Source organism: Streptomyces sp. NPDC059010, assembly GCF_042740355.1.
GTDB lineage: Bacteria > Actinomycetota > Actinomycetes > Streptomycetales > Streptomycetaceae > Streptomyces.
In genome coordinates this window covers 107171-124863 of the sequence record NZ_JBHYJA010000010.1, presented here as the reverse complement: position 1 = coordinate 124863, position 17693 = coordinate 107171, and the positions used below count along the sequence as shown (strand labels likewise).

Annotated in this window: 19 protein-coding genes; 10 read left to right on the top strand and 9 right to left on the bottom strand. The window is 70.2% G+C overall.

Annotated features, from left to right (window positions below):
• Positions 1-13: 13 nt before the first annotated feature.
• The 5 genes from ACFWYS_RS12870 to ACFWYS_RS12850 are packed head-to-tail and all read left to right on the top strand — an operon-like array spanning position 14 to position 4200.
• Entirely contained in the window at positions 14-1003 is a 990-nt protein-coding gene (locus tag ACFWYS_RS12870) for a carbohydrate ABC transporter permease (RefSeq protein ID WP_384766569.1), read from the top strand.
• 5 nt (positions 1004-1008) lie between these two features.
• A complete protein-coding gene (locus ACFWYS_RS12865; RefSeq protein WP_384766567.1) occupies positions 1009-1851 on the top strand; it encodes a carbohydrate ABC transporter permease in 843 nt (280 codons plus the stop codon).
• Between the two features lie 9 nt (positions 1852-1860).
• Positions 1861-3366, top strand: coding sequence for a glycoside hydrolase family 3 protein (locus ACFWYS_RS12860; protein WP_384766565.1), 1506 nt, complete (start codon positions 1861-1863; stop codon positions 3364-3366).
• A gap of 52 nt (positions 3367-3418) precedes the next feature.
• A complete protein-coding gene (locus ACFWYS_RS12855) occupies positions 3419-3667 on the top strand; it encodes a helix-turn-helix transcriptional regulator (protein ID WP_030949243.1) in 249 nt (82 codons plus the stop codon).
• Entirely contained in the window at positions 3664-4200 is a 537-nt protein-coding gene (locus tag ACFWYS_RS12850) for a hypothetical protein (RefSeq protein ID WP_384766563.1), read from the top strand. The genes ACFWYS_RS12855 and ACFWYS_RS12850 overlap by 4 nt, the downstream gene beginning before the upstream one ends.
• Positions 4201-4255: 55 nt before the next feature.
• Here the strand turns inward: ACFWYS_RS12850 and ACFWYS_RS12845 are convergent, their stop codons facing one another.
• A complete protein-coding gene (locus ACFWYS_RS12845) occupies positions 4256-4732 on the bottom strand; it encodes a DUF3592 domain-containing protein (RefSeq protein WP_384766560.1) in 477 nt (158 codons plus the stop codon).
• Between the two features lie 116 nt (positions 4733-4848).
• On the bottom strand, positions 4849-5634 hold the full coding sequence (gene nagB / locus ACFWYS_RS12840; protein WP_384766557.1) for a glucosamine-6-phosphate deaminase: 786 nt from the start codon (positions 5632-5634) through the stop codon (positions 4849-4851).
• Positions 5635-6005: 371 nt separating this feature from the next.
• Here nagB and ACFWYS_RS12835 point away from each other — a divergent pair, with 371 nt between their 5' ends.
• Complete coding sequence (locus ACFWYS_RS12835) at positions 6006-7094, top strand: SIS domain-containing protein (protein ID WP_384766554.1); 1089 nt, start codon at positions 6006-6008, stop codon at positions 7092-7094.
• A gap of 39 nt (positions 7095-7133) precedes the next feature.
• On the opposite strand, the gene ACFWYS_RS12830 is transcribed toward ACFWYS_RS12835, so the two are convergent.
• Complete coding sequence (locus tag ACFWYS_RS12830) at positions 7134-7886, bottom strand: SDR family oxidoreductase (RefSeq protein WP_384766552.1); 753 nt, start codon at positions 7884-7886, stop codon at positions 7134-7136.
• A gap of 96 nt (positions 7887-7982) precedes the next feature.
• Between ACFWYS_RS12830 and ACFWYS_RS12825 the strand changes: the two genes are divergently transcribed.
• Both ACFWYS_RS12825 and ACFWYS_RS12820 read left to right on the top strand, forming a co-directional pair.
• A complete protein-coding gene (locus ACFWYS_RS12825) occupies positions 7983-8624 on the top strand; it encodes a TetR/AcrR family transcriptional regulator (protein WP_384766549.1) in 642 nt (213 codons plus the stop codon).
• 430 nt (positions 8625-9054) lie between these two features.
• On the top strand, positions 9055-10521 hold the full coding sequence (locus ACFWYS_RS12820) for a sensor histidine kinase (RefSeq protein ID WP_384766831.1): 1467 nt from the start codon (positions 9055-9057) through the stop codon (positions 10519-10521).
• 178 nt (positions 10522-10699) lie between these two features.
• Here ACFWYS_RS12820 and ACFWYS_RS12815 read toward each other — a convergent pair whose 3' ends face one another.
• Both ACFWYS_RS12815 and ACFWYS_RS12810 read right to left on the bottom strand, forming a co-directional pair.
• On the bottom strand, positions 10700-10957 hold the full coding sequence (locus tag ACFWYS_RS12815) for a WhiB family transcriptional regulator (protein WP_006142322.1): 258 nt from the start codon (positions 10955-10957) through the stop codon (positions 10700-10702).
• Positions 10958-11276: 319 nt separating this feature from the next.
• Positions 11277-12245, bottom strand: a complete 969-nt coding sequence (locus ACFWYS_RS12810; protein WP_384766546.1) for a diacylglycerol/lipid kinase family protein — start codon at positions 12243-12245, stop codon at positions 11277-11279.
• A 172-nt stretch (positions 12246-12417) separates the two neighbouring features.
• On the opposite strand from ACFWYS_RS12810, the gene ACFWYS_RS12805 reads away from it, so the two are divergent.
• Entirely contained in the window at positions 12418-12864 is a 447-nt protein-coding gene (locus ACFWYS_RS12805; RefSeq protein WP_384766544.1) for a hypothetical protein, read from the top strand.
• Between the two features lie 21 nt (positions 12865-12885).
• On the opposite strand, the gene ACFWYS_RS12800 is transcribed toward ACFWYS_RS12805, so the two are convergent.
• From ACFWYS_RS12800 to ACFWYS_RS12790, 3 genes are all read right to left on the bottom strand, one after another.
• Positions 12886-14013 carry an RNA polymerase sigma factor SigF gene (locus ACFWYS_RS12800; RefSeq protein WP_384766541.1) on the bottom strand — a complete coding sequence of 376 codons (1128 nt, stop codon included), beginning with the start codon at positions 14011-14013 and terminating at the stop codon, positions 12886-12888.
• 17 nt (positions 14014-14030) lie between these two features.
• Positions 14031-14444 (bottom strand): anti-sigma regulatory factor, encoded by a 414-nt coding sequence (locus ACFWYS_RS12795; RefSeq protein WP_004925829.1) that lies wholly within the window; start codon positions 14442-14444, stop codon positions 14031-14033.
• Positions 14445-14713: 269 nt separating this feature from the next.
• On the bottom strand, positions 14714-14974 hold the full coding sequence (locus ACFWYS_RS12790) for a UBP-type zinc finger domain-containing protein (protein WP_384766538.1): 261 nt from the start codon (positions 14972-14974) through the stop codon (positions 14714-14716).
• Between the two features lie 150 nt (positions 14975-15124).
• On the opposite strand from ACFWYS_RS12790, the gene ACFWYS_RS12785 reads away from it, so the two are divergent.
• Positions 15125-16720 carry a Na+/H+ antiporter gene (locus tag ACFWYS_RS12785; protein ID WP_384766535.1) on the top strand — a complete coding sequence of 532 codons (1596 nt, stop codon included), beginning with the start codon at positions 15125-15127 and terminating at the stop codon, positions 16718-16720.
• Positions 16721-16727: 7 nt separating this feature from the next.
• Here ACFWYS_RS12785 and ACFWYS_RS12780 read toward each other — a convergent pair whose 3' ends face one another.
• Positions 16728-17642: a 1-aminocyclopropane-1-carboxylate deaminase/D-cysteine desulfhydrase gene (locus tag ACFWYS_RS12780; protein ID WP_384766532.1), complete on the bottom strand. Its 915-nt coding sequence runs from the start codon at positions 17640-17642 to the stop codon at positions 16728-16730.
• Positions 17643-17693 lie beyond the last annotated feature (51 nt).

The window sequence follows — 17693 nt, the reverse complement described above, 5'->3', positions numbered from 1 at the left end:
TGAGGAGCGCGCGATGAGTGCCGCAGACACCACCACCCCTGCCAAGGTGCCGCCGCCGCGGCAGGCACCGCCGCCCCCGGGCGCCGCGGCCAGGCCCCGCGGGCGGCGCACATCGGGCCCGGCCGCCGTCCCCTGGCTGCTGCTCGCGCCCTGCCTGCTGATCCTCGCGCTGGTGATGGGCTATCCGCTGGCCCGGCTGGTCACCTTGTCCTTTCAGAAGTTCGGGCAGTCCCAGCTGTGGGGCTTCCAGGCGGCCGAGTCGGTCGGCTTCGACAACTTCGCCAAGGTGCTGGGCGACGGCGACTTCTGGGCCGTGGTGCTGCGCACGATCGTCTTCGCGGGCGGGGCCGTCGTCTTCACGATGGTCGTCGGCATGGCGACAGCGCTGCTGCTGCAGCGGGTCTCCAGCTGGCTGAAGGTGCTCATCACCATCGTGCTGGTGGCCAGCTGGGGCATGCCGGTGATCGTGGCGACCACCGTCTTCAAGTGGCTCTTCGACTCGGACTACGGCGTCTTCAACGCGCTGCTCAGCAAGCTGCCCGGGGTCGAGATGATCGGCCACAACTGGTTCGCGAGCGGCCCGCAGGGCCTGGCCGTGATCATGCTGCTGGTGGTGTGGGGGGCGGTGCCCTTCGTCGTCATCACCTTGAGCGCCGGTCTCACCCAGGTCCCCGCGGAACTGGAAGAGGCGGCCCGTCTCGACGGCGCCGGCGCCTGGGGCGTGTTCCGCTACGTCACCCTGCCCATCCTCAAGCCCATCATCGTGATGCTCACGACCCTGTCGGTGATCTGGGACATGGGCGTCTTCCCGCAGGTCTTCGTCATGCGCAACGGCCATCCGGAGGCGGAGTTCCAGGTCCTCAACACCTACTCCTACGACCGGGCGTTCGTCGTCAACGACTACGCCCAGGGCTCGGCGATCGCGCTGCTCACCGTCCTGCTGCTGCTCGGCGTGGTCGCCGTCTACATGCGTCAGATGCTCAAGATCGGAGAGGTCGAATGACCAGCATGAGCACGCTCGCGACCGTGCGGCGCCGGAGGTCGCGGCTCGGCTGGAACCTTCTCGGCCTCTTGGTCTTCGTCACCGCCGGCTTCCCGCTCTACTGGATGCTCAACACGGCGTTCAAGCCCGCGAAGGACGCCATCGACCCGGACCCGAGCCTGCTGCCGACCTCCATCACCTTCGCCAACTTCTCGCGGGCGCTGGACATCGCGGACTTCTGGGGTCCGGTGGGCCGCAGCCTCGTCGTGTCGCTGGCGGTGGTCGTCATCGGCATGGTCGTCGGCCTGCTGGCCGCGCTCGCCATCTCCCGGTTCGCCTTCCGCGGCCGGAAGATCGTGATCGTGGGCATCCTGGCGGTGCAGATGGTGCCACTGGTCGCCATGATCATACCGGTGTTCCTGCTGCTCAACGACCTGGGCCAGTACGACAGGCTCACCGGCCTGATCATCACGTACCTGACCTTCGTCCTGCCGTTCACGGTGTGGACGCTGCGCGGCTTCATCGTCAACATCCCGAAGGAGCTGGAGGAGGCGGCGATGGTCGACGGCTGCTCCCGCACCAGCGCCTTCATCCGCGTGGTGTTCCCGCTCCTCGCCCCCGGCATGGTCGCCACCTCGGTCTACGGCTTCATCCAGGCCTGGAACGAGTATCTGTACGCCCTCATGCTGCTCAGCCAGAAGAACCAGACGGCGACCGTCTGGCTCGGCAACTTCACCACGAAACACGGCACGGAGTACGCCCCGATGATGGCCGGCGCCACGATGATGGCCGTGCCCATCGTGGTCCTCTTCCTGCTTGTCCAGCGCAAGATGGCCGCGGGTCTGACCGCCGGCGCCGTGAAGGGATAACGCCACCCGATGACGACATTCGCCAGCGGAACAGACACCCTCACGCGCGACGCGCTGACGGTCCTCCAGCCCGGCTTCACCGGCACCACCGCCCCCGACTGGCTGCTGCGCCGGCTCGGCGAGGGCCTCGCCTCCGTCGGCCTGTTCGGCCGCAACATCGCCTCGCCCGAGCAACTGGCCGCGCTGACGGCCCAGTTGCGCGCCGAGCGCGACGACGTGCTGGTCGCGATCGACGAGGAAGGGGGTGATGTGACGCGGCTGGAGGTGCGGACCGGCTCCAGCTTCCCCGGCAACCACGCGCTCGGCGCGGTGGACGACGTGGAGCTGACGAGGCAGGTGGCCTCGGAGATGGGCCGCCGCCTCGCCGCCTGCGGGGTGAACCTCAACTGGGCCCCGTCGGCGGACGTGAACTCCAACCCCGCGAACCCCGTGATCGGCGTACGCTCCTTCGGCGCCGACACTGACCTGGTGGCCCGTCACACGGCCGCCTACGTCACCGGCCTGCAGTCGGCAGGCGTCGCGGCCTGCACGAAGCACTTCCCGGGCCACGGCGACACGGCGGTCGACTCCCACCACGCCATGCCCCGCATCGACGCGAACGCGTCGACCCTGGCCGACCGCGAACTCGCCCCGTTCCGCGCGGCGATCGCCGCCGGTACGCGAGCCGTGATGAGCGCGCACATCCTCGTCCCCATCCTCGACCCCGACCACCCGGCAACCCTCTCCCGCCCCGTCCTGTCCGACCTCCTGCGCGGCGAACTCGGCTACACCGGCCTGATCGTCACCGACGGTATGGAGATGCAGGCCATCGCCGCCACCTACGGCATCGAACGCGGCAGCGTCCTCGCCATCGCGGCCGGCGCCGACGCGATCTGCGTGGGCGGCGGTCTCGCGGACGACGAGACGGTACGGCGGCTGCGGGACGCGCTGGTGGGTGCGGTCCGCGCCGGGGAGCTGGCCGAGTCCCGCTTGGCGGAGGCGGCGGAACGGGTGCGGGAGCTGGCGCGCTGGACGGCGACGACCGCGGCGACTGCGACGGCTGCGACTTCGGCGGTCGAGAGCGAGGGCCGGACGGACATCGGCCTCGTCGCCGCCCGCCGTGCCCTGAACCTGACCGCCGCGTCGCCCTTCACCCCGCTCACCGAAGCCCCGTTCGTCGCGGCCTTCACCCCGGTCGCGAACATCGCGGTGGGCGACGAGACGCCGTGGGGCGTGGCGGCGGAACTGGCCCGACTGCTCCCCGGTACGGAGACGGGCAGTTACACGGGCGAGGACGCGGGCCGAGCGGCCCTCGAAGCGGCCGGCAACCGCCGGGTCGTGGCCGTGGTCCGCGACGAACACCGCCACCCCTGGATGGCCGCCGCCCTGGACACCCTCCTGACCTCCCGCCCCGACACGATCATCGTCGAGATGGGCGTCCCCCGGGCGGCCCCCCGAGGCGCCCTGCACATCGCCACCTACGGCGCGGCCCGGGTATGCGGGCGTGCGGCGGCGGAGGTCATCGCGGGGGAGTGAGGACCCCGACGGCCGGTTGCACCCCTGCTCTCGAATGTAGTACTTCTTATACATGAGCGAGCAGGTGCACAACAGGTTGGCGATGGTGCGTGCCGAACGCAAGGTGTCGCGCCAGAGCCTGGCCGAGGCAGTGGGAGCCCACTACCAGACCATCGGCTATATCGAGCGGGGGCAGTACAACCCGAGCCTCGACCTGGCGTTGAAGATCGCGAAGTTCTTCGATCTGCCGGTCGAGGCCCTCTTCTCCCTCGAACCGTTCCGCCCGCTCACCGATGAGGTCTACGGGAGGAAACAGCCATGACGACGACGCGACTGACGCGCTACGACCGGAGCATGCTGCGGTTGATGAACGACCGCGACCCCCACCGGGAGGCACTGCACGCCACGGCCGGACGACGCCGGCTGGCCGTCGCCGCGCATGCCGCGCTCACCCTGGCCATCGTGGCGCTGTTCGCGCACTTCTTCCTCTCGCGGGCGGAGGCGGTGTGGGCGGCCGTCGTCGCGGCGGCGCTGACGCTGCCCTGGATGATGGCGCAAGGGATGATCAACAGGGCGACCCGGGGTCTGCTCGAACTGCGCGAACGCGCCTTGGACGAGCGACAGTTGGCCGAGCGCAACCGGGTGCTCGCCCGCGCCCACCGCATCACGACCGGTCTGCTGGCCGTGGCGGCGATCGGCCTGCTGGTGACGGCCGGCGCCGACGGTGACGTCCTGCGCAACTACGCGGTCTCCGCCCTCGCCACCGTCCTGGTGGCCCACTTCGTGATGCCGTCCTGGCTGGCCGGCCTGACCGCACAGGACGAGCCGACCGAGGAAGAGGCGCCCGCTCTCTAGAACGGGCCCGACTCCACTGCTGCGTTGCCCGCCACGGCGACGCAGCAGTCTTCCGTCAGGAGCGCCGCCGCCCCACCAGGGCAATGGCCGTCCCGACACCCGTGATCACGAGCCCGATCCCACCGAAGATCAGCGGCAGCAGCCACAGCGAGGCGAACCCGTTGATCCGCGCGTCCTCGGGGGAGTCGGCGCGGTAGAGCACCTCGACCCGCTCGCCCTCCTCGTACGACGGCGGATTGGAACCCGTCGAGCTCCGGAACGTCCTCTTCGTGCCGTCCGCCGACGCGAACTCGACCACCGGGTACGCCACGGGCTCGTCGTTGCCCCTTCCCTTGCGGGAGGTGCCGCTGTCGTCCTTCTGCCACTCCAGCTCCACCACCGTGCCCGGGGCGCGCTTCGCATCCGTCAGGAACGAGACCGACAGGCCGGCCAGGACCAGCCCGATGACCAGGAACACCGACCCGAACGCGATCAGCCCGAACGCGACCCACCGCCGGGCACCCCGCCCACGCACCTGAACCTCAACCCGCACGCCGTCCCCCTCACTCGACCAAAGCGAGAGGGACGCTATCCCAGCCACCCGATCGCCGTGCCCCCGCCCCAGGACGTGGCGGTCCTTCGACCACCGGCGCGCAAGGGTGCCGCCCCCTAAATCCCCTGCCACTCCGGCTTGTTGTCATAGGTGTGCCGGAAGTAGTCGGCCAGCTTCAGCTTCGACGCGGCGGCCTCGTCGACCACGACCGTGGCGTGCGGGTGCAGTTGGAGCGCCGAGGCCGGGCAGACAGCCGCGACCGGCCCCTCCACGGTCGCCGCCACCGCATCCGCCTTGCCCTCACCGGTGGCCAGCAGCACCAGGTGCCGCGCCTCCAGAATCGTGCCGATCCCCTGCGTGATCACGTGATGCGGCACCTGCTCGATGTCCCCGTCGAAGAACCGCGCGTTGTCGACCCGCGTCTGCTCGGTGAGCGTCTTGATCCGCGTCCGCGAGGCCAGCGACGAGCAGGGCTCGTTGAACCCGATGTGCCCGTCGGTCCCGATCCCGAGCAACTGCAGATCAACGCCCCCGGCACCGGCCAGCGCCGCGTCATACGCCTCGCACGCCCCCTGCACGTCCTCGGCCGTGCCGTCGGGCCCCATGAACGCGTCCATCCCGATCCCGAGCGGCTCCAGCACCTCCCGCCGCAGCACCGACCGGTACGACTCCGGGTGCTCGGCGGGCAGCCCCACATACTCGTCGAGCTGCGCGATCCGCGCCCGCGAGGTGTCCACGGCACCGGAACGCACCTTGGCCGCCAGCGCCGCGTAGATGGGCAGCGGCGTCGACCCGGTGGCCACGCCGAGCACGGCGTCGGGCTTGCGCCCGAGCAACTGGACCATGGCCTCGGCTATCAGCTCGCCGCCCGCCTTGGCGTCCGGAACGATGACAACTTCCACGCTGGGCCTGCCGATCTGAAGAGGGACTCGAAAGACACCCTGAGGGGCATGTGGTTTAGACCAATCTAACAGAGCACCCCTTCCCAGCCCAGGTGAACGCAAGCCCCCCGGACATTTCGGGAACCCGTCGGGAAGGCGTCATTCCCCGTGGGGGAGTGGAATGGAAACTGTCCACCCAAGCCGCCCTACCGAGGGCGTCCAGCCGAAGGCCTTCGTCCGAGCGCCCGCCCGAACCGGGCCGCCGGAACCGGGCCGCCCGAGCAGCCGCCGACGGTGCCCGCCCGACGGTGCCCGCCCGACGGTGCCCGCCCGAACCGACAGCCGCCCCACCGATCACGATGAGCGCGAGAGCAGGAACAGGAAGGGGCCCCATGGCCGCCGCGACCCCGTACCCTCCCGACCCCCACGCCCCGCACAACGACCGCCCCGGCCGCATCATGGCGCGCGAGGTGGCCGAACAGCCCGCCGTGCTGCGCCGGATCCTGTCCGAGGGCGCCCCCGCCATCCGCGCGGTCGCCCAGCAGATCGTCGCCCGCTCACCCCGCTTCGTCCTGCTCACCGCCCGCGGCACGTCCGACAACGCCGCGCTCTACGCCAAGTACCTCCTGGAGATCCGCCTCGGCCTGCCCTGCGGTCTGACCTCGATGTCGACCATCACGGCCTACGGTGCCCGCCCAGACCTCACCGACGTCCTCGTCATCACCGTCAGCCAGTCCGGCGGCTCCCCCGACCTGGTCGCCTCCACCCGGGCCGCGCGTCAGGCCGGCGCGATCACGCTCGCCGTGACCAACAACCCCGACTCCCCGCTGGCCGGCGTCTCCGAGTACCACCTCGACATCATGGCCGGACCCGAGCGGGCCCTCCCCGCCACCAAGACCTATACGGCCTCCCTTCTCGCCCTGTACCTCTTCGTCGAAGGTCTGCGCGGCGGCGACGGCGCCCCCGCCCAGGTGCTCCCGGACCTCGCCGCGAAGCTGCTCGCCCGGCAGGACGAGGTCCGCACCCTCGCCGCCCGCTACCGCTTCGCCGAGCGCATGGTCATCACCTCCCGCGGCTACGGCTACCCCACGGCCAAGGAAGCCGCCCTGAAGCTGATGGAGACCAGCTACATCCCGGCGCTCGCCTACTCCGGCGCCGACCTCCTGCACGGCCCGCTCGCCATGGTCGACAACGTCTCCCCGGTCATCGCGGTCGTCACCGACGGCAAGGGCGGCGAGGCCCTCCAGCCGGTCCTCGACCGGCTCCGCGGCCGCGGAGCCGACCTGGTCGTCATCGGCCCCCGGCACCAGGTCGAACAGGCCTCGGCCGGCTTCGTCCTGCCCACCGAGGGCGTCGCCGAAGAGGTCCAGCCGATCCTGGAGATCCTCCCGCTCCAACTCCTGGCCTACGAGGTCACCATCGCCCGGGGCCAGGATCCGGACGCGCCCAGGGCACTGGCGAAAGTGACGGAGACGCGCTGAACCAAGACCGAACCCAGACCGCGATCCCGGGCGAGGGCGCTACGTCAGCGAGCCCCCCGTCGCGTCGACCCAACTCCCCGTCACCCAGCGCCCCGCGTCCGACGCCAGAAACGCCACCACATCAGCCACATCGGCCGGTGTCCCCACCCTGCCCAGGGCCGATATCGCCTCGGCCTGAGCCCATCCGTCCTCGGTGCCGTGCAGAAAGCCGGCCGTGTTGTCCGTGTCGATGATCCCCGGCGCCACCGAGTTCACCGTGATTCCGCGCGGGCCCAGCACCTTGGACAGATCACGCGTGAAGACGTCGAGCGCCCCCTTGGTCATGGCGTACGTCATCTTGTCCGGCATCGCCGCGGTCCGCGCCAGCCCCGAGGAGATGTTGACGACCCGCCCGCCGTCGCGCAGCCTGCCGAGGCCGTGCTTGACGATGAAGTGGGGTGCCTTCACGTTCACCGCGAAGACCCTGTCGTACTCCTTCTCGTCGATCTGCCCGAGGGGCGACGACGTGCCGATACCCGCGTTGTTGACCAGGACGTCCACGCCGTCCGCGTGCCGGTCGAACTCCTCCCACAGCGCCTCCGCGTCGCCCGGCAGCCCCAGCTCGACGCCGATCGCGAACGCCGAGCCGCCCGCCGCCTCGATCGCGGTGACCGTCTCCTTCGCCGCCGCCTCGTTCCTGCCGTAGTGCACACCGACCCGCGCTCCGTCGCGCCCCAGCCGCTCGGCGATCCCTCGCCCGATCCCCCTGCTCGCCCCCGTGACCAGAGCCGTCCTGCCCGCAAGCGCACCCATGCCGGCGCCCCCTCGTATTTACCTAGCGGTCGCTACAAAAATGACCGTAGGTCAGGCCGCAGACGTTTGTCTAGTGCTCGCTATAAAATGCGCTCCATGGTGAGCAGCAAGGAGAGTGAGCAGACCGGGGCCAAGGCCCGTCCGGCGACCAAGCCCCGCGGCCGCCCCCGCTCCTTCGACCGCGAGACCGCCTTGGAGAAGGCGATCCTCGCCTTCTGGGAACACGGCTACGAGGCGACCTCCGTCTCCGACCTCACACGCGTCATGGACATCGGCGCCCCGAGCCTGTACGCCGCCTTCGGTGACAAGCGGTCGCTCTTCGAGGAGGTCGTCCGCGAGTACGGCGTGCGGTACGGCTCCTTCAGTGATCGCGCCCTGGCCGAGGAGCCGACCGCCCGCGCCGCCGTGGCGCGGATACTGCGCGAGGCCGCCGTGGAGTACACCGACCCCGCCCATCCGTACGGCTGTCTCGTCGTCCACGCGGCGACCAACTGCTCGACGCCCGAGGTCGAGGAGGCGCTGAAGGGGCGGCGCAACGCCAACATCGCCGCCGTCCGAAGCCGTATCGAAGCGGACGTCGCCACCGGCGCCCTCCCGCCCCACACCGACGCCCCCGCCCTCGCCCGGCACGCCGGCGCGATCGTCCAGGGCATGTCACAACAGGCGCGCGACGGGGCGAGCCGGGAGGAACTGGAGGCACTCGCGGAAATTGCCATGGCTATCTGGCCCCGCACATGAACCCACACGGGTTAGGCTGCGTGGTGTATGCCAGGGCGTCCTACTAGTTCTCCGAGCGGTCGGAGCCGGTGTGGAAACGCCAACAGCAAACAGGCTCCAACGCATGGACACAGCAGAGTGGTCTAGTCCACAATGGTAAGACTGCGTAGGAGTGCGCAGAACAAGAACGCACCGACTTCCGCCTTCCCCGCACAGGAAGGCGGACCGAGGAACCGGAGCTCTCTGCCCTGACTGCCCCGGCTCCTCAACCTTCGGCCGACCGGGACCGCACACCCCACGGCCGATATTGCTCCGGGCTGCGGTGCCGGGAGGGTTGAGGGTCCCTCTCAGGCGCCGCGGCCCGCGGGTGTTTCCACGGCCGGATCGCCTCCCCAGTGGCTGGTTTCGAGTCATGTCCGTACCGCCAGGTACGCTCGGCCACGTGCCCTCCATGAACGAACTCGTACGCCAGCACACGGCCCTCGACGACTCCGACCTTGAGTGGCTCCACCTGCTGGTCTCGGAGTGGCAGCTGCTCTCCGACCTCTCCTTCGCCGACCTCGTCCTGTGGGTCCCCACGAGCGACGGCACCCGCTATGTCTCCGTGGCGCAGATGCGGCCCAACACCGGCCCGACCTCGTACCAGGACGACATGGTCGGCCACCTCGTCCCACGCGGCCGCCGCCCGATGCTGGACGCCGCGCTGGACGAGGGCCGCATCGTCCGGGAGGGCGACCCCGAGTGGCGCGAGGAGGTGCCGGTCCGCGTCGAGTCGATTCCGGTACGACGGGACGGGCGCGTCCTGGGAGTCATCGCGCGCAACACCAACCTGCTGACCGTCCGCACCCCGAGCCGCCTGGAGTTGACGTACCTCCAGAGCGCCTCGGACCTTGCGCAGATGATCGCGGCCGGCTCGTTCCCGTTCGCCAATCAGCAGGTCGACATGGACGCCTCGCCCCGCGTCGGCGACGGCCTGATCCGCGTGGACGCCGACGGCACCGTCCAGTACGCCTCCCCGAACGCACTGTCCGCCTACCACCGCCTCGGCCTCGCCTCCGACCTCGTCGGCCAGCACCTGGGCATGACCACCGCCGAACTCGCCCCGACCCACGGGCCGGTGGACGAGGCGCTCGCCAAGGTCGCGAGCGGCTGGGCGCCCCGCAACTTCGAGATCGAGTCGGGCGACGGGGTCATCCAGTTCCGGGCGATCCCGCTCAAGCCCAAGGGCACCCGCATCGGTTCGCTGGTCCTGCTCCGGGACGTCACCGAACTGCGCCGCCGCGAACGCGAGTTGATCACCAAGGACGCGACCATCCGGGAGATCCACCACCGGGTGAAGAACAACCTCCAGACGGTGGCCGCCCTGCTTCGCCTCCAGGCCCGGCGCATCGAGTCCGAGCGGGGCCGCGAAGCCCTCGAAGAAGCGGTGCGGCGCGTCGGCTCGATCGCGATCGTGCACGAGACGCTCTCCCAGAATCTGGACGAGCGCGTGGAGTTCGACGAGATCGCCGACCGGGTGCTGGCGATGGTCGCCGAGATCTCACCCGGCAAGGTCAACGGCCGGCGCACCGGCCGCTTCGGCATCCTGGACGCCGAGGTCGCCACCCCGCTGTCGATGGTCCTGACCGAGATCCTCCAGAACGCCTTGGAGCACGGCTTCCGCGAGGGCGACACCGGCACCGTCGAGGTCTCGGCGGTCCGTGGCGGTACGACGAAGCAGGCCCGACTCCTGGTCACCGTCCAGGACGACGGCGTGGGCCTGCCCGAGGGATTCGACCCGCACACCGCGGGCAACCTCGGCCTGCAGATCGTACGGACCCTGGTGGAAGGCGAGTTGGGCGGCACGTTCGACATGGTCCCGGCACCGGAGCGGGGGACCCAGGTGATCCTCGACATCCCGGTGCGGGCGCACAAGTAGGCCTGGGCCTGGGGTGTGGGGACAGCAAAGAGCCCCAGCCCGTTCAGGGGGCTGGGGCTCAACATGCTCGTTGCCAGCATTTGCTGCGCATCGGGGGTACTGCGCGCTGCGGCTCGGGGGCGGGAGATGCGTACTCGCTGTACGCGCCGCCAAGCTCAGGCTTGCGGGGCGGGTGTTGTCAGGCGGAGGCCTGACGGGCCCGGTTGCGGGCGGCGCGGCGCTTCATGGCGCGGCGCTCGTCCTCGCTGAGACCACCCCAGACGCCGGAGTCCTGGCCGGACTCAAGCGCCCACTGCAGACACTGATCCATAACGGGGCAGCGACGGCAGACGGCCTTGGCTTCCTCGATCTGCAGCAGCGCAGGACCGGTGTTGCCGATGGGGAAGAAGAGCTCGGGGTCTTCCTCGCGGCAAACGGCGTTGTGACGCCAGTCCATGGCTGCTACCTCTCCTTGGTATTACGTGCTGATTGCTTGTGAATGTGAACGCTTTCACGAATCCCTCAACAAGTGAAGGGCCTACCGCCAGTTCCCTGGCGTGGGTCCTGTGATTTGAAGGGGGATTCCGGTGATCAGTGGAGGCCGGTGTTGCGGGCCGTCCCGATCGCCACGTAGAGACTCGCAAACCTCAGCGACGGATACAACCCCTTCCGGAAAGTTTTTTTTGATTCCTCGGTGTCGACTAGGTCACAGCCGTACTTCCATGGGGTGGATCCTGGCCTAAACGTTCGAGTGAAAGGACTTTAGCCCGTTCCGCTCACACAATCACACGCAGTGCACGGCGTACGCCTGTGAACGTCACGCTCGTACGCAGCCCTAGGTGGTCGCCGTCCATCTGGAGGGGCAATGGCACCTTCGAATGCAAGGTGAACTGGTCCAGGTCGTGCAGTGTGACCGCGTGCTTACCATGGGCCCCGCGCTCGGGGGACGAAGTGAGCAACTGGGTCGCATACCGGGCAACCGAGACCGTGGACATACGGCTGAGACCGAGTACGTCGAGCCCGGTATCGAACGAAGCCTTAGGCGCCGCGTACACCGGACGATTGCCCAGATACGTCCATGGGGCGGTGTTGCAGACTATGGACAGCACCAGATCGGTCACCGGGTCGTCGCCCGGCCGCTCCAGGGTGATCGTGCCGTGCCGGCGGTTGGGCTCGCCCAGGAACTGGCGTGCGGCCTGGCGGAGGTAGAGGGCGTGTGTGGATTTCCGGCCGCGTTCGCGCTGCTGCTCCACACGGCCCACCACACCCGCGTCGAATCCGAGCCCCGCGTTGAAGAGGAACCAGCGGGGCGGGACCGCCTCGTCGTCCGTGCCCGGGGTGCCGGAGGTCAGGCCGAGCCCGACCGTACGTTCGCTGCGGTCGCGCAGGGCGTCCAGAAGAGCGCCGGTCGCCTCCACTGGGTCGTTCGGCAGGCCCAGCGCGCGGGCGAAGACATTGGTGGAGCCGCCGGGAACCACGGCCAGTCCGGGCAGGTGCTCCGGGTCGGGGCCCGCGTGCAGCAGGCCGTTGACGACCTCGTTGACGGTGCCGTCGCCGCCGAGGGCCACGACCAGGTCGATGTCGTCGCTCTCCGCCGCCTGCCGGCCGAGGTCGCGCGCGTGGCCGCGGTACTCGGTGGTGACGGCCTCCAGCTTCATCTCGCTGGCGAGCGCGTGAATCAGGACATCGCGCGTACGTGCGCTTGTGGTGGTTGCTGCCGGATTGACCACGAGAAGTGCACGCATGAGTTGCAGCGTACCTACTGGGGGGTACCGGGCACAGGCCGAGGTAGGGATCGAGTAAGAGATGAGGCGTGAGTCTCGACACGGGTTACCGCGTCGGCGTGGCCGGGGGACGCCGCCCCCGGACCCCGCCACGGCCGACGAGGGCGACAACCCGGAGGGCTACCCTTCAGGGGTGACCAAGGAGCAGAGCCCCACCACCCCGGAAACCGCCGGTCCGCGTCCGCGGCGGCTGACGTATGCGGCCGTGCTGACCGCGCTGGAAGGGGTGGGGCTCGCCGTCGGGGGGCTCTGGGTGCTGGTAATGGGGCTGGCCGGCGACCCGGACGACCGGCAGCAGGCCGTCACCCTCGGCGTGACGCTGGTCGCCCTCGCCCTGCTGCCCCTGCTTGCCGCGCGCGGGCTGTTCGCTCAGCGCAGCTGGAGCCGGGGGCCGTCCGTCATCACACAGATCCTGGCGCTGCCGGTGGCCTACAGCCTGTTGCAGGCGGACAGCATCGCGATTCCCGCGGGGATCGCGATCGCCGCGGCCGCGATCGCCACCCTCGTGTTCCTGGTCAACTCGGAGACGACGCAGGCCCTCGGGATCCGGGGGCCCGGCAGCGCGCCCGATCAGAAGTAGTCGGCGGCACCGAAGCGGCCGCTACTCCTCCACCAGCAGCTTCTCCCGCAGCTGAGCCAGTGTGCGGGCCAGCAGCCGGGAGACGTGCATCTGGGAGATGCCGACCTCCTGCGCGATCTGCGACTGGGTCATGTTGCCGAAGAAGCGCAGCAGCAGGATTCGCTTCTCGCGCGGCGGGAGGTCCTCCAGTAGCGGCTTGAGCGACTCGCGGTACTCGACGCCCTCCAGCGCCTCGTCCTCCGCGCCGAGGGTGTCGGCGACCGCGGGGGACTCGTCGTCCGTGTCGGGGACGTCCAGGGACAGCGTGGAGTACGCGTTGGCGGACTCCAGGCCCTCCAGGACCTCCTCCTCCGAGATCGCCAGCTTCTCGGCGAGCTCATGGACGGTGGGGGAGCGGCCGTGCTGCTGGGACAGCTCGGCGGTGGCCGTCGTCAGAGCGAGCCGCAGTTCCTGCAGGCGCCGCGGCACCCGCACAGCCCAGCCCTTGTCGCGGAAATGCCGCTTGATCTCGCCGACGACCGTCGGGGTCGCGTACGTCGAGAACTCGACGCCGCGCTCCGGGTCGAACCGGTCGACGGACTTGATCAGGCCGATGGTGGCGACCTGGGTGAGGTCGTCGAGCGGCTCGCCGCGGTTGCGGAAGCGGCGTGCGAGGTGTTCGACGAGCGGCAGGTGCATCCGGACCAGCCGATTGCGCAGCTCCGCGTACTCCGCGCTGCCGTCCTTCAGCGTGCGCAGCTCGACGAACATGGCGCGCGCCCCGCTGCGGTCCTGAGGGGCGTGCTGCGTGGCCTGCGCGCTGTGCGCGCCCGTCGCCTCGTCCTCTGCGTTTCGCTCGTGCTCGCTCATCGTCCTGCCCGTCGCCCTCTCCCGAGCCCTCGCCCCCACTCGGACTGGGGAAACCCCGATCCGCCCGCCCAGAGGCGCGCCCTGCACGGCACCTTCGTCATCCCGTCCGTCGGCCAGGAAGCCCTCCACGGAGTCGTCCTCCGGGTGCGGCCGGGCCTGCTCGGGGATGCCGTCGATGCCGTCGACCATGCGTCGGGAACCGCTCGGGCCGCTCGGGCCCGCCCCCAGGCTCTCGGCTCCGTCCGAGCAGGGGGGAGTGCTCTCCGGCAGCTCCCGTGTGCCGCGCTCTTCGTCCCGCACCGGCCCGTCCCCGTTCCTCACGCCGGCCCGGGTCCCGCGCCGCGCTGTTTGTAGAGGCTGATCGAAACGGTTTTGTCCTCGTCCACGGCGGAGGAGACCTTGCCCGCGAGGGCGGACAGGACGGTCCAGGCGAAGGTGTCCCTGGAGGGGGCGTGGCCGTCCGTGGTCGGGGCCGAGACGGTGACCTCTAGCGAGTCGTCGACGAGTCGGAAGACGCAGCTGAGCACCGAGCCGGGCACGGCCTGCTGGAGCAGGATCGCGCAGGCCTCGTCGACCGCGATGCGCAGGTCCTCGATCTCGTCGAGGGTGAAGTCCAAACGGGCCGCGAGGCCGGCAGTCGCCGTACGCAGCACCGACAGGTAGGCACCCGCAGCCGGCAGCCGGACTTCCACGAAGTCCTGGGTCGCGGGCTCGCCTGCGATCTGGGACACCCTCACCTCCATGGTGGTACAAGCTTCTCGGGGCCGAGGGTTGCCCCCCGGGGTAACGCGATGGATGGTTCAGCGGTGACGCTATCGCGCTCTGAACTTTCCTGTCCCCAGGACCCCAACCCCTTGCCGTCACTCACAGTAAACCTGTGGATACGCTCCGTGTCTAGGGGTCTGCGGCTCCAATTGGGAAGAGCGCGCGCCGGGTTGACGTACCCAGACGTCAGACGGTCGAACCGTCCTGATCCTCGGTCGTCCAGCGTACGTCCCCGTCACACCAGTACGTGGTCGACGAAGCACCACCGCCAGCGCTCGCCGGGCTCGAACGTCCGCATGACCGGGTGCCCGGACTGCTTGTGGTGCTCGGTGGCGTGCCGCCCCGGCGAGGAGTCGCAGCAGCCGACGTGACCGCAGGTGAGGCACAGCCGCAGCTGCACCGGGTGCCAGCCCTCCGCCAGACACTCGGGACACGTCTCGCTCAGCGGGCCGGGTTCCGGGTGCGGCAGCGCGTCGGCGTGCGTGCACTGTTTCATGATTGCCAGGTTACGACGGCCACGCGCGCGACCGCGCGGAAAATCGAGGGCGGGCACCGGCGACCATGAACGACGGCGGGCGCAGACCATGAACGGGTCGCCGGTGGGGCGGCGCAGGGCGGGGCGAGCGGTGAGGGGTGGGCGAGGCGTATGGAAGTGATGCCGCTGCTGTTGCTGGTGGCGGGGAGCGCCGTCGTGGCCGCGGCCGCGCGTCGCACGCCCGTGCCGGCGCCGCTGCTGCTCGTCGCGGCCGGGCTCGTGGTCTCGTACGTGCCGGGAGTGCCCGACTACACCCTCGACCCGCACATCGTCCTGCCGCTGGTGCTGCCGCCGCTGCTGCACACTGCGGCGACGGACAGCTCGTATCTCGATCTGCGGGCTCAGATGCGTCCGGTGATGCTGCTGTCGGTCGGCTACGTCCTCTTCGCGACCTTCGCCGTCGGCTGGATCGCGTATCTCGTCGTGCCGGGGCTGCCGCTGACCGCGGCGCTGGTGCTGGGCGCGGTGGTGGCGCCGCCGGACGCGGTCGCGGCGACGGCGGTGGCGCGCCGGGTGGGGCTGCCGTCCCGGGTCACCACCATCCTCCAGGGCGAGTCCCTGGTGAACGACGCCACCGCGATCACCGCCTACCGCGTGGCGCTCGCCGCGGCCGTCGGCGAGGGCGCCACCTGGGCCGGGGGCATCGGCGAGTTCCTGCTCGCCGCGGTCGGCGGCATCGGCGTGGGACTGGTGCTGATGGTGCCGATCCACTGGCTGCGCACGCATCTCAAGGAGGCGCTGCTGCAGAACACCCTCTCCCTGCTGATCCCGTTCGTCGCGTACGCCGCCGCCGAGCAGGTCCATGCCTCCGGAGTGCTGGCGGTCGTGGTCGTCGCGCTCTACCTGGGACATCGCGCGTGGGAGGTCGACTTCGCGACCCGCCTGCAGGAGGAGGCGGTGTGGCGGATGGTCGCGTTCGTCCTTGAGTCGGCGGTGTTCGCGCTGATCGGACTGCAGCTGCCCGTCGTCCTCAAGGGCCTGGGCGAGTACGAGGGCGGCCGCGCCGCCTGGTACGCGATCGCGGTCTTCGCGGTGGTCGTCGTCTCGCGCTTCGTATGGGTCTATCCGGCGACGTTCCTTCCGCGCATGATGTCCGAGCGGATCCGCGAACGCGAGGGGGACCTGGACTGGAAGGGCCCCTTCATCATCTCCTGGGCCGGTATGCGGGGCGTGGTGTCGCTCGCCATCGCCTTCTCGATCCCGCTGACCGTCAACGGCGGCGAGCCGTTCCCCGAGCGCAACCTCATCCTCTTCCTGACCTTCACGACGGTCATCGGCACCCTGGTCGTCCAGGGCGTGACACTGCCACCGCTGATCCGCGCGCTGAGACTTCCCGGCCGCGACCCGCAAGCGGAGACCCTCGCCGAGGCGAACGCCCAGGCCCAGGCCTCCCGCGCTGCCGAACGACGCCTCGACGAACTCCTCGCCGACGACCGCAACACCCTCCCCGACCCCCTGGCCGACCGCCTGCGAGCGGTCCTGGAACGCCGCCGCAACTCCGTCTGGGAACGCCTCGGCCAGGCCAACCCCATCACCGGCGAATCCGTCGACGACACCTACCGCCGGCTGTCCCGCGAGGTGATCGGCGCCGAACGGGCGGTGTTCGTCAAGCTCCGCGACGGTCGCTATATCGACGACGAGATGCTGCGAACGCTGCTGCGCAGGCTGGACCTGGAGGAGGCGGCGGCCTACCGGGAGGCGGGGTGAGGAGCGGTCACCCGGCGAACGGGGCCCCGGTGACCACGGCGGCGACCGTGGTCCCGCGGGGAAAGGCGCCTTCCTCGGCGAGGCGGACAACTCCATACAGCAATTTGGCGACATAGAGACGCTCTACGGTCACCCCGTGCCGCTCCTCGAAGTCCTCGGCAAAGGCGTCGAGCTCAGGAGTGGTGCGGGCGTACCCCCCGAAGTGGAACCGCTCGTCGAGCCACCACTCACCCCTCGGCCCGCCGAACGCCTCGCCCTGCAGCGCCCGTACGTCACCACCGAGGAACCCGCCCCTGAGCACCGGCACACCCAGCGCCCGCTGCCCAGAACCGAGCCCGGCAGCGAGCCCCGCCAGCGTCCCGCCCGTCCCACAGGCGACCGCGACCACCTCGGCCCGCCCCCGCAGCTCCTCCCCGAGCGCCCGGCACCCCCGTACCGCAAGGGCATTGCTGCCGCCCTCCGGTACGACGTACGCCTCCTCCGCGCCCACCGCGCGCAGTACGGCGGCCAGCGATTCCGGCTCGGTCTTGCGGCGGTACGTCGATCTGTCGACGAAGTGCAGCCGCATACCGTCGGCCACACACCGGGCCAGCGACGGATTGAGCGCCCGGTCGGCGAGCTCCTGCCCCCGCACCACCCCCACCGTGGACAGCCCGAGCAGCCGTCCCGCCGCCGCGGTGGCCCGCAGATGGTTGGAGTAGGCGCCGCCGAAGGTGACGACCGTACGGCCGGCGGCGGCGACCAGATTCGGCGCGAGCTTGCGCCACTTGTTGCCGATCAGCTCCGGGTGGATCAGATCGTCCCGCTTCAGCAGCAGCCGAACACCACGCCGGGAGAACCGCTCGTCCACGACCTCCGCCAACGGCGAGGGAAGCCGGGGACGCAACTCGGCGAGATCGGGTACGGCATCAGGGCTGGTCACCCTGCCATTGTCGCCCGGCGTGGGGGCCGACGGGCCTCCCCGTCTCCTCGC

Bases quoted from the DNA above. Each gene is read 5' to 3' on its own strand.
- ACFWYS_RS12835 (WP_384766554.1), top strand. From the start codon at position 6,006: ATGGCCGCCGCGACCCCGTACCCTCCCGACCCCCACGCCCCGCACAAC.
- ACFWYS_RS12825 (WP_384766549.1), top strand. From the start codon at position 7,983: ATGGTGAGCAGCAAGGAGAGTGAGCAGACCGGGGCCAAGGCCCGTCCG.
- ACFWYS_RS12850 (WP_384766563.1), top strand. From the start codon at position 3,664: ATGACGACGACGCGACTGACGCGCTACGACCGGAGCATGCTGCGGTTG.
- ACFWYS_RS12855 (WP_030949243.1), top strand. From the start codon at position 3,419: ATGAGCGAGCAGGTGCACAACAGGTTGGCGATGGTGCGTGCCGAACGC.
- ACFWYS_RS12865 (WP_384766567.1), top strand. From the start codon at position 1,009: ATGAGCACGCTCGCGACCGTGCGGCGCCGGAGGTCGCGGCTCGGCTGG.
- ACFWYS_RS12830 (WP_384766552.1), bottom strand. From the start codon at position 7,886: ATGGGTGCGCTTGCGGGCAGGACGGCTCTGGTCACGGGGGCGAGCAGG.
- ACFWYS_RS12785 (WP_384766535.1), top strand. From the start codon at position 15,125: ATGGAAGTGATGCCGCTGCTGTTGCTGGTGGCGGGGAGCGCCGTCGTG.
- ACFWYS_RS12870 (WP_384766569.1), top strand. From the start codon at position 14: ATGAGTGCCGCAGACACCACCACCCCTGCCAAGGTGCCGCCGCCGCGG.
- ACFWYS_RS12790 (WP_384766538.1), bottom strand. From the start codon at position 14,974: ATGAAACAGTGCACGCACGCCGACGCGCTGCCGCACCCGGAACCCGGC.
- ACFWYS_RS12815 (WP_006142322.1), bottom strand. From the start codon at position 10,957: ATGGACTGGCGTCACAACGCCGTTTGCCGCGAGGAAGACCCCGAGCTC.
- ACFWYS_RS12820 (WP_384766831.1), top strand. From the start codon at position 9,055: ATGAACGAACTCGTACGCCAGCACACGGCCCTCGACGACTCCGACCTT.
- ACFWYS_RS12860 (WP_384766565.1), top strand. From the start codon at position 1,861: ATGACGACATTCGCCAGCGGAACAGACACCCTCACGCGCGACGCGCTG.
- ACFWYS_RS12810 (WP_384766546.1), bottom strand. From the start codon at position 12,245: ATGCGTGCACTTCTCGTGGTCAATCCGGCAGCAACCACCACAAGCGCA.